Below are 13572 nucleotides of genomic sequence, written 5' to 3'. Positions count from 1 at the left end.
CTCTTCCCGGACCTTTTCCAATGAGGCAACGTATCCTGCTCCGCGGACCTTTTCCATGAGTCAACGCGCCCCCTTGACTCGGTGACGGCTTTTCCTTACGTTGGGGGCTTGCTGCCAGCGGCGGCCCAAAGGAGATCGAGCATGAAAGCTATCGTGCAGGACGTCTATGGGACCGCGGACGTGCTTGCGCTGCGGGATATTGCCCGGCCCGCAGCGGGCCACGGCGAGGTCCTGGTCAGCGTGCGGGCCGCCGGAGTGGAGCAGGGCGTGTGGCACCTGATGACCGGACTGCCCTATCTGGTCCGGCTCTTTGGCTACGGGTTGAAGAAGCCCAAAGTTCCCGTGCGGGGCCGGGAGGTGTCCGGCGTTGTGGAGTCCGTAGGCGCCGGCGTGACTCGCTTCAAGGCGGGTGACGAAGTCTTCGGCACGTCAGAGGGTTCTTTTGCGGAATACGTCTGCGCCAAGGAGGGCAGGCTGGCCGGGAAACCCCGGGACCTTTCCTTCGAGGAAGCGGCAGCGGCACCCATCTCCGGCGTGACAGCCTTGCAGGCTGTAAGGGACGCCGGCCAGGTCACCGTGGGCCAGAAAGTTCTGGTCATCGGGGCGGGCGGGGGAGTGGGGTCCTTCGCGGTGCAGATAGCCAAGGCTTTTGGGGCGGACGTGACCGGAGTCTGCAGCACGGGAAAAGTGGAACTGGTCCGGTCCCTCGGCGCCGACGCCGTCATCGACTACACACGGGAAGATTTTGCTGCCGCCGGAGCGCTGTACGACGTCATCCTGGACACCGCCGGCAACCGTCCGCTCTCCGTCCTTAAACGCGCACTCGCCCCGCGGGGCACACTGGTGCTGGTGGGCGGCGAGCGTGGCGGAAAGCTGACCGGCGGCTTCGAAAGGTCACTCGCGGCACCCTTGCTGTCACTCTTCTCCCGGCAAAAGTTCAAAGGCCTGGTGTCGAGGGAGACTCACCTTGACCTCGAGGCCCTGGCATCCCTGATCGAAGCCGGGAGCGTCAAACCCGCCCTGGACAAGGTCTTCCCGCTTGCCGAAGCACCGGCCGCCGTCAGGTATCTCAGGGAGGGCCGGAGCCTCGGGAAAGTGGTGGTCAGGATCTGATCCACCTGATGCCGAAGGGCCCTTTCCCCGGACGGGGAAATGTTCCTGGCATCGCAGTCAGGCGTCCCCCTTGAGTGGTCGGGAAGGTCAGGCCAGTTCCTCCATGCGCCGTGCCAGGATGTCGTTCATGGCCAGGAGGCCCACGAGCTGGTTGCCTTCCACCACCACAAGCCGGCTGAGGTGGTAGCGGCTCATCAGGGCTGCCGCCTGCCGCACGGACAGTTCCCTCTGAATGGTGATGGCCGGGATGGTGGCGGCGTCGTAGACGTTCAGGAGGTCCACATCTCCTTCCTGGGCAACCACGGTGTCCAGGAGTTCCCGGTAGCTCAGCATGCCGTAGGCGTCGTGGGCATGCTGCCGGTCCACCACGAGGCTCTTGACCTGGCGTTCCTTCATCACGGACAGGGCTTCACGCAGTGTGCTGTAGGGGGAGATGGTGACGACCTGGGAGACCATCACGTCATTGACGATAAGCAACTTCTTCCTCCTCAAATTTGCTGGGCCTGCTCAGGCGCCCTCGCGGCGCAGATGCTCCTCAAACCTCACGACCTGCCTCATATCGATCCCCGTCAGATGCTCGATCGGAACAGCGAAAGCAAGCCCGCGCGACTCAGTTCCCTTCACCAGGATCGAATGGAGCTCCTTCAGGATTGGTGCGCCCAAATGCGAACCAACCACCATCAGCAACACGGACTGGGTGCCTTCGAAGGTCAGGCCGAAGAACGTCTTCCTGGCTTCACCACCAATTCCCTTGCCCGGAAGGATGGTGACCCCCGTAGCGCCGGCCCCCTGGGCGTGTTCGATGATCCTTTCTTCAAGGTCGTCCGGTGCGATGACGACAATGGCGGTGAATTTCATGCAGGTTCACTCCTCAGCCGCGGAATCTTCTCCATCACCATGGCATACACCATGACGGATATGACAGGGAAGATTGAGGCGAAGGCGATCAGGCCGAAACCGTCGATCAGCACATCCCTTCCCTCTACAGCCGCTGCCAACCCAATGCCGAGGGCCGTCACCAAAGGCACGGTGACCTCCGAGGTTGTGACGCCCCCGAGGTCGAAGGCCAGGGCGATGATGTACTTCGGTGCAAAGAAGACCAACACCATCGCCACCGCGTAGGCGGCCATGATGAAGTAGTGGAACGGGCCTCCCGCGAGGATCCGGTAGACGCCAAAGGCGATGCCGACGGCGACGCCCAGGGCGACAATGACCCGCACGGCGAAGCCGCTGATGCGTCCAGGCGACGCCTCCTGCGCCTGTTCACCGATGGCCACCAGGGCGGGTTCAGCCATAGTAGTGGCGAAGCCGATGAGCAGTGCAAAGAGCAGGATCAGGGCCGGCGCGCCCTGTGCTATGAGCTGCTCAGCCATCAGTTTCCCGATGGGAAAGAGACCGATTTTGAGTCCCACCACGAATGCGTACAGTCCCACCAGGACCATCAGGAAGCCGACGACGACACGCAGCGGGTGCGCCAGCCTGCGCCGCAGTGCCACGTACTGGAAGAACAGGACGACGCCCACAATTGGCAGTACCTCCCGGAGCATTGACCCCAGGCCCAGGATCATGCCCACCACCCAGTCAGCGGCGTCCTCGCCGGATCCGGCCGCGGGGGGTGCCGCCCCAGCGCCGCCAAATGAGTAGACCCAGGTGCCATAGAGCTGGACGCCGATCATCGGCACCATCACGCACAGTGCGACGAGGCCGAAGCCGTCGGCGAGGACGCTGCGTCCGCGGATCGAATTGGCCAGGCCCAGGCCTATCGCGGTGATGAGCGGCACGCTGACGATGTTGGTGGTGACACCGCCTGAGTCGTAGGCAAGTCCAACAATCTCGGGCGGGGCGATGTACGTCAGTCCCAGCACCACTGCATAACCGGCAATCAGGAGTTTGTACACAGCCCAGCCGCGCAGAACACGCATTACCCCAAGGACCAGGACCAGGCCAACGGACAGGGCGATGACAAAACGCAGCACCAGCCCGTTGATCCGACCTCCGCTGACGAGCTGGGCCTGCTCGGCGACCGCGATTACCGCCGGCTCCGCAACGGAGGCGGCAAAACCGACAGCAAATCCAAAAGGCAGCAGCAACACCAATGCGCCGCGCCTTACGAACTGATTTGCAAGGTTCTTGCCCACTGGAAAAATACTGAGGTCCAGGCCGTGCAGGAACAGGGCAATGCCCCCGGCCACGATCAGGAGCCCGGCCACCAGGCTCAACGGATCGTCGGGCACCGAACGGAACACCAGCAGCTGAAACATAAAAACTACCGCCACGATGGGCAGCAGGTTTTTGAGCGCCTTGAGGAATTCATTGCTGAATCGGCTGAGGTGCTCCATCGGGGTCCTCTCCCGGTGATGTTCCTTTCAGTGCCTGGGTATTTCAGTGTGCCCGGAGGGCAAAACAGTGTCCACCCCACTGCGCAGCCTGACACCCGAACCGTGCTCGGAGCCGGACCGGGATTCCGTTACCCCGTATGTCTGGGATTCCAGACACCGGGCGGGCTTGAATAACGTCCAAGGCTCCGACCAGGGCGCATGGTTAAGTACGGGATACCGGACAGGGCTGCGAGGCCCGTAGAGCAGCGATGGAGGGAATGCGGTGTTGGATACTGAAGCCAGGCATGGAACCGGTGGCGAAATCCAGGTGGCGTCGAAGGGGACATCCAAAGTCCCCGCTGCCGAAAACACCCTGCGCATCCTCAAACTGCTGGCATCCCGGCGAGGCCCCATGGCGGCGTCGCAAATTGCTTCCACCCTGGGCCTGCCGCGCTCCAGCGTCTACCACCTGCTGGGGGTGATGGAAGCCAACGGATTTGTCCTCCACCTCCACGAGGAGCAGCGGTACGGGCTCGGCATCGGCGCGTTCGAGCTCAGCTCCGCTTACTCCAGGCAGGAGCCGCTCTCCCGGCTGGGCCGCCCGTTGCTGGCCTCCCTCGTGGATGCGCTCGGCGAGAGCGCACACCTGGCGGTCCTGCATGGGCGCGACGTGCTCTACATCGTTGAGGAGCGCGCCAAAAACCGCCCCTCCCTGGTGACCGACGTCGGCGTCCGGCTTCCCAGCCACCTCACCGCCAGCGGGCGTGCCATCCTTGCGGCCCTGCCCAAGTCCCAGGTCCGTGCGCTCTATCCGAACGCAGCTGCTTTCACTGCCCGGCACGAGGTGGCGGGCGCCATCATGAAGTACTCCGCGCTGTCCTCCCACCTGGACCAGGTAAGGCAGCGCGGTTACGCCACCGAACACGGCGAGGTCACGCCAGGCTTTGGCTCCATCGCCGCCGCCGTGACGGATCACCTGGGATGGCCGACGGCGGCCGTCGCCGTCACTTTCCTCGAGGACAAACTGCCGGCAGGGCAATGGCCGTCGCTCGCCGCGCGCGTCCAGAAGGTGGCTGATGAGCTCTCGGTTCGCCTCCACGGCCGCCCCGCCAGGTAGGCCCGTCCGGTATCCCGGACAGCACCGCTCCGAAGGCCCTGTTTCTGCCATTGCGGAAGGGCTTTAGTAGATACAGAACTTCCAGCAAAACCCCTACATGAAGGAGCCACCATGGCACCCGCCGATTTCACCACCGGTGCCCGCCCGGTCAAAGCAGCCCGCGGCACCGGGCTCACCGCCAAGTCCTGGCAGACGGAAGCGCCGTTGCGCATGCTCATGAACAACCTGGACCCCGAGGTCGCGGAGCGCCCGGATGACCTGGTGGTGTACGGCGGCACCGGCCGCGCTGTCCGGTCCTGGGCCGCTTTTGACGCGATCACCCGCACCCTGGAAACCATGGAGAAGGACGAAACCCTCCTGGTGCAGTCCGGCAAGCCGGTGGGCGTGTTCCGCACCAACGAATGGGCCCCGCGGGTGCTGCTCGCCAACTCCAACCTGGTGGGGGACTGGGCCCACTGGCCCGAATTCCGCCGGCTCGAGGCCGAGGGCCTGATGATGTACGGCCAGATGACCGCCGGCTCCTGGATCTACATCGGCACCCAGGGGATCCTGCAGGGCACGTTCGAGACCTTCGCCGCGATCGCCCGCAAGCTCTCCGGGGATGAGAACGGCACCCTCGCCGGTACCCTCACGCTCACCGGCGGGTGCGGCGGCATGGGCGGTGCCCAGCCGCTCGCCGTCACCCTGAATGACGGCGCGTGCCTGATTGTCGACGTCGACGAGACCCGCCTGCGCCGCCGCGCCGGCAAGCGCTACCTCGATGAGGTGGAAACCGATCTTGACGCCGCGGTCGCCAAGGTTCTCAAGGCCAAGGAAGAGCGCCGCGGCTGGTCCGTGGGCTACGTCGGCAACGCCGCTGAGGTCTTCCCGGAGATCCTGCGCCGCCACAATGCCGGTGAGCTCACCGTGGACATCGTCACCGACCAGACGAGCGCGCACGATCCTCTGTCCTACCTGCCCGAAGGCATCTCGGTGGCGGAATGGCACCGAGAATCAGAAGCCGACCCGGAGGGCTTCACCAAGAAGGCCCAGGCGTCGATGGCCCGGCACGTGCAGGCGATGGTGGAGTTCCAGGACGCGGGCGCTGAGGTGTTCGATTACGGCAACTCGATCCGTGATGAGGCACGCAAGGGCGGGTACACCCGGGCATTCGAATTTCCCGGTTTCGTTCCGGCCTACATCCGCCCGCTGTTCTGCGAGGGCCTGGGCCCGTTCCGCTGGGTGGCCCTCTCCGGTGACCCCGAGGACATCCGCGTTACCGATGAGGCCATCAAGGAATTGTTCCCGGAGAACAAGCACCTGCACCGGTGGATCGACGCCGCCCAGGAGCGGGTCGAGTTCGAGGGCCTGCCGGCACGGATCTGCTGGCTCGGCTACGGCGAACGCGCCAAGGCCGGACTGCTGTTCAACCAGCTCGTGAAGGACGGCAAGGTCAAGGCGCCCATCGTGATCGGCCGCGACCACCTGGATTCAGGCTCCGTCGCCTCCCCGTACCGCGAAACCGAGGCAATGCAGGACGGTTCTGACGCGATTGCTGACTGGCCCATGCTCAACGCCCTGCTGAACACCGCCTCGGGCGCCACCTGGGTGTCGCTGCACCACGGCGGGGGCGTCGGCATCGGCCGTTCCATCCACGCCGGCCAGGTCTCCGTCGCGGACGGCACCGACCTGGCCGCCCGGAAACTCGAGCGCCTCCTCACCAACGACCCCGGCATGGGCGTCATCCGCCACGCAGACGCCGGCTATGACCGCGCACTCAAGGTCGCCAAGGAACGCGGGGTCCGCATCCCGATGCAAGAGGCAGCGTCCGAAGCCCGCTGACCAGCCCCACATCGATCCACAGAAGCAGGAACACCATGACTACGATTACCCACGAACCGCTGACCGTCACCCTCGGCACCAGCGGTGTCACACCGGAGGACGTCGTCGCCGTCGCGCGCCACAACGCGAGAGTGACCATTTCCCCGGAAGCCCTCGCAACCGTTGCAAAAGTGCGTGCGCACATCGACGACCTTGCCGCCAGCGACACCCCGGCATACGGAATCTCCACCGGTTTCGGCGCCCTTGCCAACCGGCACATTCCCAACGAACTGCGCACCCAGCTGCAAAAGAGCCTGATCCGCAGCCACGCCGCCGGCATGGGTCCGGCTGTGGAGCGTGAAGTGGTCCGCGGCATCATGTTCCTCCGTGCCAAGACCCTGGCCTCCGGCCGCACCGGCGTCCGTCCCGTGGTCCTGCAGACCATGGTGGACGTCCTCAATGCCGGCATCACCCCTGTGGTCCGCGAATTCGGGTCGCTGGGCTGTTCCGGCGACCTGGCGCCCCTGTCGCACTGCGCCCTGGTCCTGATGGGCGAGGGTGAAGCCGCCGGGCCGGACGGCCAGCTGTACGGCACCGCCGGCCGTCCCGCCGTCGCGGAACTCCTTGCCGCGCACGGCATCGAGCCGGTCATCCTCGCCGAGAAGGAGGGCCTTGCCCTGGTCAACGGCACCGAGGGCATGCTGGGCATGCTGCTGATGGCCATCGCGGACCTTCGGCAGCTGCTGACGACGGCGGACATCACTGCGGCGATGAGCGTCGAGGCGCTGCTGGGCACCGACCAGGTGTTCCTGCCGGAGCTGCACGCCGCACTGCGCCCCCACCCGGGGCAGGCCGCCAGCGCTGACAACATGCTGCGCGTGCTCTCCGGTTCGCCGATCGTGGCCTCCCATAAAGTCGGCGATTCCCGCGTGCAGGACGCCTATTCGCTCCGCTGCGCCCCGCAGGTCACCGGTGCGGTGAGGGACACGCTGGACCACGCGGACCTGGTGGCGTCCCGCGAACTGGCCGCGGCCATCGACAACCCGGTGGTGCTGCCGGACGGGCGGGTCAGCTCCAACGGCAATTTCCACGGCGCTCCTGTGGCGTATGTCCTGGACTTCCTGGCCATCGCCGTGGCGGACCTCAGCTCCATCGCGGAGCGGCGGACGGACAGGATGCTGGACCCCGCGCGGTCCCACGGCCTTCCTGCCTTCCTCGCAGCCGATCCCGGCGTCGATTCCGGGCTCATGATCGCCCAGTACACCCAGGCCGGGCTGGTCTCGGACAACAAACGGCTCGCCGTGCCTGCATCGGTGGACTCCATCCCGAGTTCTGCCATGCAGGAAGACCACGTCTCCATGGGCTGGCACGCAGCCCGCAAACTCCGGAAGGCAGTGGAGAACCTGCGGCGCGTCCTGGCGATCGAGCTGGTGACATCAGCCCGGGCACTGGACATCCGGACCCAGCTCTCCGGTGGTGTGCTGACCCCGGGACCGGCGGGCGCCGCCGTCGTCACTGCACTGCGGAGCGTGGTGGACGGGCCGGGGACGGACCGTTTCCTTTCCCCGGAGCTGGAGGCGGCGGACAACCTGGTCGCAGCAGGGGAGGTGCGCCGGGCAGTCGAATCTGCCGTGGGTCCTCTGGCATAAAAGCGAACAATCTTCAGCACATCGGCACGAGGCGTCCACCTGGTGAAATTTCCAGCGACACGGACATCGGGCGGACGCAGAGTGTAGTAGAACTGAAGGTGTAGTGAAAGTCACATCAAAGAGGCTGTGGCGCGGAACATATACAAAGGGGTAGAAGTTCAAATGAAAGCACGTGGGGCAGTCCTATCGAGGCGCAATGCCCATTCCGCCGTTATTTCCGACTGGAGGGGACTCCAGGCCGGGGAGCGCGTCGAGATCATCAAGCAGGCGCATGTGGTGGCCACCGGTGAGGTGGAAGAGGTGTCCCAGAGCGGAAATGTTCTGTGGCTTGTGCCGGCTGGTCCGTCCGAAAAACAGCTCTTTTTGAAGTCCGACGGCGTACAGGTCCGCCGGGCCTGACAACGCCGGCAACCGCCGACAGAAAAGTCCCCGCCACTGCGTATGCAGCGGCGGGGACTTTTGTCTGTGCGCGAAAGAGGGGTCAGTCGCAGGCTGTCAGGCGGCGATGGCCTCGTATGTCTCGCCGAAGGGGACCGATTCGTCCAGGGCCACGGTGTAGCGGCCGGGGTGCAGCCTGGTCACCAGGATGCCGCAGTCCGCGTCCTGGGCCGCAACCTCAATGAGTTCGGCAACTGCTTCTTCCAGGCCCGTGTGGACGTCGCTCGCGGTGGAGAACTCCAGGTCGATCGACCGGACGGCCGGCGCGTCGGCGGGGGTGGAAACGGCGGGGATGCGTTCCATAGTTGCTGTAGTCATGTGTGAACTTTCTGTGTTTCATGCCTGAGGGCCGTCCTATTCTACCTGCTAATCCCGACAAATGTCAGATGACTGCTGTTTGTGGAGTGTCGAACGCCACCAGAAGACGGCAGGGCAGGTGAGCCACCAGTCACAATAGGGCGCGTTGGCGGCGCGTCAGCGCATCAGCAACGATGGGTACAAACGTGCAACGTCAGCTCGAAGGAGATCTGGATGAAAATCATGCGCCTGGGTGAAAAGGGCAAGGAGCAACCGGCCGTTATGGTGCCGTCCGGCCGGTGCTACAGCCTCCTGCCGCTGACGCAGGACGTGGACGGTGCGTTCCTGGCATCCGGAGGAGTGGACAGGATCCGGCACGCGCTGGAAGCCGGGTCCCTGCCGGAACTGGACGGAGCAGAGACGCTCAGAATTGGCCCCCCGGTTGCCAGGCCCGGCTCGGTGGTGGGAATCGGGATGAATTACGCCGCGCACGCCGCCGAGTCAGGGTCCGCGCCCCCGGACATTCCGGTGGTGTTCCTCAAGCCGGCCAATACTGTTGCGGGGCCGTTCGATCCCGCCCCCGTTCCGCCGAACTCCAGCAGCTACGACTGGGAAGTGGAGCTGGGTATCGTCATCGGCAGGGAGGCCAGTTACCTGGCTTCCCCCAGCCAGGCGAGGGAATGCATCGCAGGCTATGTCACCGCCAATGACCTTTCCGAGCGTGAGTACCAGCTCCCCGGGGCGGCCGGCCAGTGGACCAAGGGGAAGTCCCTCTCGGGCTCCACACCGCTGGGCCCGTGGCTGGTTCCGGCAGACGGGATCGACGGCGGGAACCTGCCGTTGCGGAGCTGGGTCAACGGGGAGTTGCGCCAGGACTCGTGCACGTCGGAGCTCATCTTCGATGCCGCCACCCTTGTCCACCACTGCAGCCAGTACATGCGCCTGGAGCCCGGGGACGTCATCCTCACCGGAACGCCGGAAGGCGTGGCGCTCAGCGGCCGCTTCCCCTACCTCCAGCCGGGTGACGTGGTGGAGGTAGAGGTTGTGGGGCTGGGGCGCCAACGCCTTGAGCTGTTCCGCGCTGGAGAGTCCGGCTAGCCTGCCTTTACTGCCAGGACGGGGCAGTCGGCTTCCAGCAGGATCCGCTGGGAGACGCTGCCCATGATGAGCTTGCCCACCGGTGTCCGCCGGCGCAGGCCGATCACAATCAGTTCAGCGTTGTGCTCCTCCGCGGCATCCAGCACCTCCGCGGCGGCATCGTGGCCACGGACCGGCTGCTTGATCACGTGGTCGATGCCCTGGGTGGCCAGTCGGTCCTCAATGCTCTGGATCTCCGGCTCCTGGGCGTAGCGGTTGTCTACCAGCGCGTCCCCCTTGGACGAGTTGATGACTAACAGTTTGGTGTTGCTCTTCCGGGCTTCGTGGATGGCTTGGGTCAGGGCTGCTTCGCCCTCGGGGGTCGGGACGTATCCCACCACGATGGTCATGGTGTCTCCTTCTTGTCTGGGTGGACGCTGCTGTCTGAGGGTGCATTGCCCTGGTGGGCTGCACCGTCCGGGTGGACCGGCAGATCTGCGTGCACGGAGCTGCCTGATGGGGCTGCCGGAGCCGCTTCCGTGGCCGGCGCCGGTCCGGCCGCAGCCGGGCGGTTGCGCCGGACCAGCTTGAAGATCAGCGGCCAGGCCAGGATCAGCGCCAGGATGATGTAGATGCTGACGGCGATGGGCTCGCCCAGGAGGCCGGCGGGGTCGCCCGCACTCAGCTGGAGGCTCTTGCGAAGCTGTCCTTCGATCCGCGGCCCAAGGATAACGCCCAGGATAAGCGGCAGTACCGGCAGTCCGAAGCGGCGCATCATGAATCCCAATGCGCCCAGCACCAGTAGGAGGACCAGGTCGAACGCCTGCAGGTTCACCGAGTAGGCACCCAGTGTGGCGAAGAACAAAATGCCTGCGTAGAGGTACGGCCGTGGAAGCTGGAGGATCTTCGCCCACATCGGTGCCAGGGGCAGGTTGATGAGCAGGAGCAGGAAGTTGCCGATGAAGAGGCTCGCAATCAAGGCCCACACCAGGGGTCCCTCATTGGCGAACAGCAGGGGCCCCGGTTGAATGCCGAACTGGACGAACGCTGCGAGCATGACGGCAGCCGTGGCGTTGGTGGGCAACCCCAGTGCCAGCAGGGGGGTCATGGTGCCGGCAGCGGCCGCGTTATTGGCAGCTTCCGGGCCGGCAACACCTTCGATGGCACCCTTGCCGAATTCCTCGGGATGCTTGCTAAGCCGCTTCTCCGTGACGTAGGAGAGGAACGTGGGGATCTCGGCTCCTCCGGCCGGCAGTGCACCAAAGGGGAAACCGAACGCCGTTCCGCGGAGCCAGGGCTTCCAGGACCGCTTCCAGTCCTGTTTGCCCATCCAGGGGCGGCCGACCGGGATGACCTGCAAAGGAGTGCGGCGCATGTGCGCGGCAACCCACAAAGCTTCGCCCACGGCAAAGATGGCCACTGCCACCACCACAATGTCCAGGCCATCGGCCAGCAGGGGCTGGCCGAAGGTGAGGCGGCGCTGGCCTGTGACGGAGTCCATGCCCACCAGGCCGATCGCCAGCCCGAGGCCCAGCGAGGCAAAGCCCCTGAGGCGGGATGATCCAAGGACGGCGGTCACTGCCACAAGCGCGAGGACCATGATGGCGAAGTAGCTTGGCGAGCCCAGGCTGACGGCGAATTCCACCACGATCGGTGCGAAGACGGCCAGGAGCGCGGTGCCGATGGTGCCGGCGACGAATGAACCGATGGCCGCCGTCGCAAGGGCCTGTGCGGCCCGCCCCGCTTTGGCCATCTTGTTGCCTTCGATCGCCGTCACTACCGAGGACGATTCACCGGGTGTATTCAGCAGGATCGAGGTGGTGGAGCCGCCGTACATGCCGCCGTAGTAGATGCCGGCGAACATGATGAAGGCGCTGGTGGGTTCCAGGACATAGGTGACCGGGAGCAGCAGGGCAATGGTCATGGCCGGGCCAAGGCCCGGGAGCACGCCGACGGCGGAACCCAGGATCACGCCGATGACGGCGTAGAGGAGGTTCATGGGGGTGAGGGCGGTGGCGAAACCGTCCATGAGGGAGGAAAAGACATCCATCAGAGAATCCCTTCCAGAAGACCGGCGGGCAGCGGGATGCCGAGGCCAAGGTAGAAACCGTAAAAAGTGAGCACTGCGAGTCCCACGGAAATGAGGCCGTCACGGACATAGTGCCGGCTGCCCAGGGCCCAGGCGCTGCCCCAGAACAGGACGGTCCCGGAGACGACCCACCCGGCCCAATCGATCAGCAGGATGTTGGCCACGAAAGCTCCCACCAGCGGCAGGATGGTCTTCCAGTCGGCGGGATGTGAGAGATCCACGTCCTCACCGCCTTCGGCTTCGCCCTGTCCGCCACGAAGCACATTGATGGCGAGCAGGACGGCGCAGACCAGGAGCAGGCCGGAGACGATGTACGGCAGCGTCTTGGGTCCCACCGGATCTGACTGCGAATACGGGGTTACCAGGGCGATGGCATCCACCAGGACGAGGACGCCCGCCGCTCCGAGCAGGAGGGCGACCCCCAGCTCGGAGCGGCCTTTGAGCCTGGAAGTCAAAGTTGGTGAGGAGCTCACGCCAGGCCAAGCTTCGTGAGCACGTCCGCCACCCGAGTGTCCTGCTCGGTCAGGAAGGTTTCGAACTCGTCGCCGGTGATGAAGGCGTCAGTCCAGCTGTTCTTGACCAGGGCTTCCTTCCAGGCGTCAGTGCCGTGCATCTTCTCGAGGGTGGCGATCAGCTTGGCCTTGTCCTCGTCGCTGATTCCGGGAGGAGCCACGATGCCGCGCCAGTTGGTGAACACCAGGTCGATGTTGGATTCCTTCAGCGTGGGTGCGTCCACACCTTCCAGGCGCTCTTCACCGCTGGTTGCCAGGACACGGACGTCTCCCGATTCGATCTGCTGCAAGTACTCTCCGGCGCCCGATGCGGCAAAGCCCACCTTGTTGCCGAGGATGGCCGGGAGGAGGTCTCCACCGCCGTCGTACGACACAAAGTTCACCTTGGTGGCGTCAATTCCTACGGCTCCTGCAAGCTGCATCGGGAGCAGGTGGTCCGGGCCGCCGGGCGATGAGCCGCCGCCTACGGCGATGGAACCCGGGTCGGCCTTCCACGCGGTGACCAGGTCATCGATGGTCTTGTAGGGCGAGTCTTTGTTGACCATGATTGCGCCGGGCTCTTCGATGAGCCGGGCCAGCGGGGTGGTGTCCGTCAGTTTGGACTCGGACTTGTTGGTGTAGCTCGCGCCTACCACGCCCAAGCCCATGAGCATGGTGAGGTCGCCATTGCCCTTTTCGTTGACAATGCGCGCCAGGCCAACAGTGCCGCCGGCGCCTGCAAGGTTGAAGACCTCGGTGTTGGTGGCAACCTTCTCGTCGTCGAGAACCTTGGCCGCAACGCGGGCTGTGGTGTCATATCCGCCGCCCGGGGTGTTGGGGACCATGATCTGGAGGCCGGTCACCGGGCCGGCTGCGGCGCCGGAGCTTTCCGGGCCGGTGGAGCTGCTGCCGGTGGCACCGCAACCGGTGGCCATCAGGGCGATGCCGGCGGCGACGGCGGCGACTCGCAATGCGCGGATCTGGCGCATGGTGTTCCTCTTCTCAGTAATGCAATTCTCTACAGGATGATCAGCGGACCTGATCTGTGCTTCGATGCTAGGCCCGGCAGTGACGGCGATCACTCTTGTGTACGCAGAGAAAGTTAAGTTCATTGCGTTCACGTTTCCGGCACCCCACCACGCCCCGGTTTGTGTCGCCCTTTAGGCTGGAAGCTGCTTACAGG

14 protein-coding genes are annotated in these 13572 nt (G+C 65.1%); 6 read left to right on the top strand and 8 right to left on the bottom strand.

Features of this window, described 5'->3' with window-relative positions; genetic code table 11:
* The first annotated feature begins 141 nt into the window (after window positions 1–141).
* The gene (locus IEX33_RS16615) at window positions 142–1113 is read left to right on the top strand and encodes an NAD(P)-dependent alcohol dehydrogenase (RefSeq protein WP_188732018.1); all 972 of its coding nucleotides are present in this window, start codon (window positions 142–144) and stop codon (window positions 1111–1113) included.
* An 87-nt stretch (window positions 1114–1200) separates the two neighbouring features.
* On the opposite strand, the gene IEX33_RS16610 is transcribed toward IEX33_RS16615, so the two are convergent.
* The 3 genes from IEX33_RS16610 to IEX33_RS16600 are packed head-to-tail and all read right to left on the bottom strand — an operon-like array spanning window position 1201 to window position 3452.
* Complete coding sequence (locus IEX33_RS16610; RefSeq protein WP_104188031.1) at window positions 1201–1590, bottom strand: CBS domain-containing protein; 390 nt, start codon at window positions 1588–1590, stop codon at window positions 1201–1203.
* Between the two features lie 30 nt (window positions 1591–1620).
* Window positions 1621–1971, bottom strand: a complete 351-nt coding sequence (locus IEX33_RS16605; protein WP_188732016.1) for a P-II family nitrogen regulator — start codon at window positions 1969–1971, stop codon at window positions 1621–1623.
* Window positions 1968–3452, bottom strand: coding sequence for a DUF1538 domain-containing protein (locus IEX33_RS16600; RefSeq protein WP_188732015.1), 1485 nt, complete (start codon window positions 3450–3452; stop codon window positions 1968–1970). Before IEX33_RS16600 ends, IEX33_RS16605 begins: the two co-directional genes overlap by 4 nt.
* 265 nt (window positions 3453–3717) lie before the next feature.
* On the opposite strand from IEX33_RS16600, the gene IEX33_RS16595 reads away from it, so the two are divergent.
* The 4 genes from IEX33_RS16595 (at window position 3718) to IEX33_RS16580 (ending at window position 8396) form a co-directional block, all read left to right on the top strand.
* Window positions 3718–4548, top strand: coding sequence for an IclR family transcriptional regulator (locus IEX33_RS16595; protein WP_229675433.1), 831 nt, complete (start codon window positions 3718–3720; stop codon window positions 4546–4548).
* A 111-nt stretch (window positions 4549–4659) separates the two neighbouring features.
* Window positions 4660–6369 carry a urocanate hydratase gene (gene hutU, locus IEX33_RS16590; RefSeq protein WP_188732014.1) on the top strand — a complete coding sequence of 570 codons (1710 nt, stop codon included), beginning with the start codon at window positions 4660–4662 and terminating at the stop codon, window positions 6367–6369.
* Between the two features lie 35 nt (window positions 6370–6404).
* Window positions 6405–7997: a histidine ammonia-lyase gene (hutH, locus tag IEX33_RS16585; protein ID WP_188732013.1), complete on the top strand. Its 1593-nt coding sequence runs from the start codon at window positions 6405–6407 to the stop codon at window positions 7995–7997.
* 162 nt (window positions 7998–8159) lie between these two features.
* Window positions 8160–8396: a hypothetical protein gene (locus IEX33_RS16580; protein WP_104188045.1), complete on the top strand. Its 237-nt coding sequence runs from the start codon at window positions 8160–8162 to the stop codon at window positions 8394–8396.
* 96 nt (window positions 8397–8492) lie between these two features.
* Here the strand turns inward: IEX33_RS16580 and IEX33_RS16575 are convergent, their stop codons facing one another.
* Complete coding sequence (locus IEX33_RS16575) at window positions 8493–8753, bottom strand: hypothetical protein (protein WP_188732012.1); 261 nt, start codon at window positions 8751–8753, stop codon at window positions 8493–8495.
* A gap of 213 nt (window positions 8754–8966) precedes the next feature.
* Between IEX33_RS16575 and IEX33_RS16570 the strand changes: the two genes are divergently transcribed.
* The gene (locus IEX33_RS16570) at window positions 8967–9830 is read left to right on the top strand and encodes a fumarylacetoacetate hydrolase family protein (protein WP_188732011.1); all 864 of its coding nucleotides are present in this window, start codon (window positions 8967–8969) and stop codon (window positions 9828–9830) included.
* On the opposite strand, the gene IEX33_RS16565 is transcribed toward IEX33_RS16570, so the two are convergent.
* The 4 genes from IEX33_RS16565 to IEX33_RS16550 are packed head-to-tail and all read right to left on the bottom strand — an operon-like array spanning window position 9827 to window position 13378.
* The gene (locus IEX33_RS16565) at window positions 9827–10219 is read right to left on the bottom strand and encodes a universal stress protein (protein WP_066273479.1); all 393 of its coding nucleotides are present in this window, start codon (window positions 10217–10219) and stop codon (window positions 9827–9829) included. The genes IEX33_RS16570 and IEX33_RS16565 overlap by 4 nt on opposite strands.
* A complete protein-coding gene (locus IEX33_RS16560) occupies window positions 10216–11859 on the bottom strand; it encodes a tripartite tricarboxylate transporter permease (protein WP_229675432.1) in 1644 nt (547 codons plus the stop codon). Before IEX33_RS16560 ends, IEX33_RS16565 begins: the two co-directional genes overlap by 4 nt.
* Window positions 11859–12371 carry a tripartite tricarboxylate transporter TctB family protein gene (locus IEX33_RS16555; RefSeq protein WP_188732010.1) on the bottom strand — a complete coding sequence of 171 codons (513 nt, stop codon included), beginning with the start codon at window positions 12369–12371 and terminating at the stop codon, window positions 11859–11861. The genes IEX33_RS16560 and IEX33_RS16555 overlap by 1 nt, the downstream gene beginning before the upstream one ends.
* Window positions 12368–13378, bottom strand: a complete 1011-nt coding sequence (locus tag IEX33_RS16550) for a Bug family tripartite tricarboxylate transporter substrate binding protein (protein ID WP_188732009.1) — start codon at window positions 13376–13378, stop codon at window positions 12368–12370. Before IEX33_RS16550 ends, IEX33_RS16555 begins: the two co-directional genes overlap by 4 nt.
* Window positions 13379–13572 lie beyond the last annotated feature (194 nt).

It is taken from the genome of Pseudarthrobacter scleromae, assembly GCF_014644515.1.
GTDB lineage: Bacteria > Actinomycetota > Actinomycetes > Actinomycetales > Micrococcaceae > Arthrobacter > Arthrobacter scleromae.
This window is presented reverse-complemented; position numbering and strand designations above follow the sequence as displayed.

Coding starts and splice junctions, on each gene's coding strand:
- hutU (WP_188732014.1), top strand. CDS start 4,660: ATGGCACCCGCCGATTTCACCACCGGTGCCCGCCCGGTCAAAGCAGCC.
- IEX33_RS16615 (WP_188732018.1), top strand. CDS start 142: ATGAAAGCTATCGTGCAGGACGTCTATGGGACCGCGGACGTGCTTGCG.
- hutH (WP_188732013.1), top strand. CDS start 6,405: ATGACTACGATTACCCACGAACCGCTGACCGTCACCCTCGGCACCAGC.
- IEX33_RS16565 (WP_066273479.1), bottom strand. CDS start 10,219: ATGACCATCGTGGTGGGATACGTCCCGACCCCCGAGGGCGAAGCAGCC.
- IEX33_RS16575 (WP_188732012.1), bottom strand. CDS start 8,753: ATGACTACAGCAACTATGGAACGCATCCCCGCCGTTTCCACCCCCGCC.
- IEX33_RS16600 (WP_188732015.1), bottom strand. CDS start 3,452: ATGGAGCACCTCAGCCGATTCAGCAATGAATTCCTCAAGGCGCTCAAA.
- IEX33_RS16560 (WP_229675432.1), bottom strand. CDS start 11,859: ATGGATGTCTTTTCCTCCCTCATGGACGGTTTCGCCACCGCCCTCACC.
- IEX33_RS16570 (WP_188732011.1), top strand. CDS start 8,967: ATGAAAATCATGCGCCTGGGTGAAAAGGGCAAGGAGCAACCGGCCGTT.
- IEX33_RS16580 (WP_104188045.1), top strand. CDS start 8,160: ATGAAAGCACGTGGGGCAGTCCTATCGAGGCGCAATGCCCATTCCGCC.
- IEX33_RS16605 (WP_188732016.1), bottom strand. CDS start 1,971: ATGAAATTCACCGCCATTGTCGTCATCGCACCGGACGACCTTGAAGAA.
- IEX33_RS16550 (WP_188732009.1), bottom strand. CDS start 13,378: ATGCGCCAGATCCGCGCATTGCGAGTCGCCGCCGTCGCCGCCGGCATC.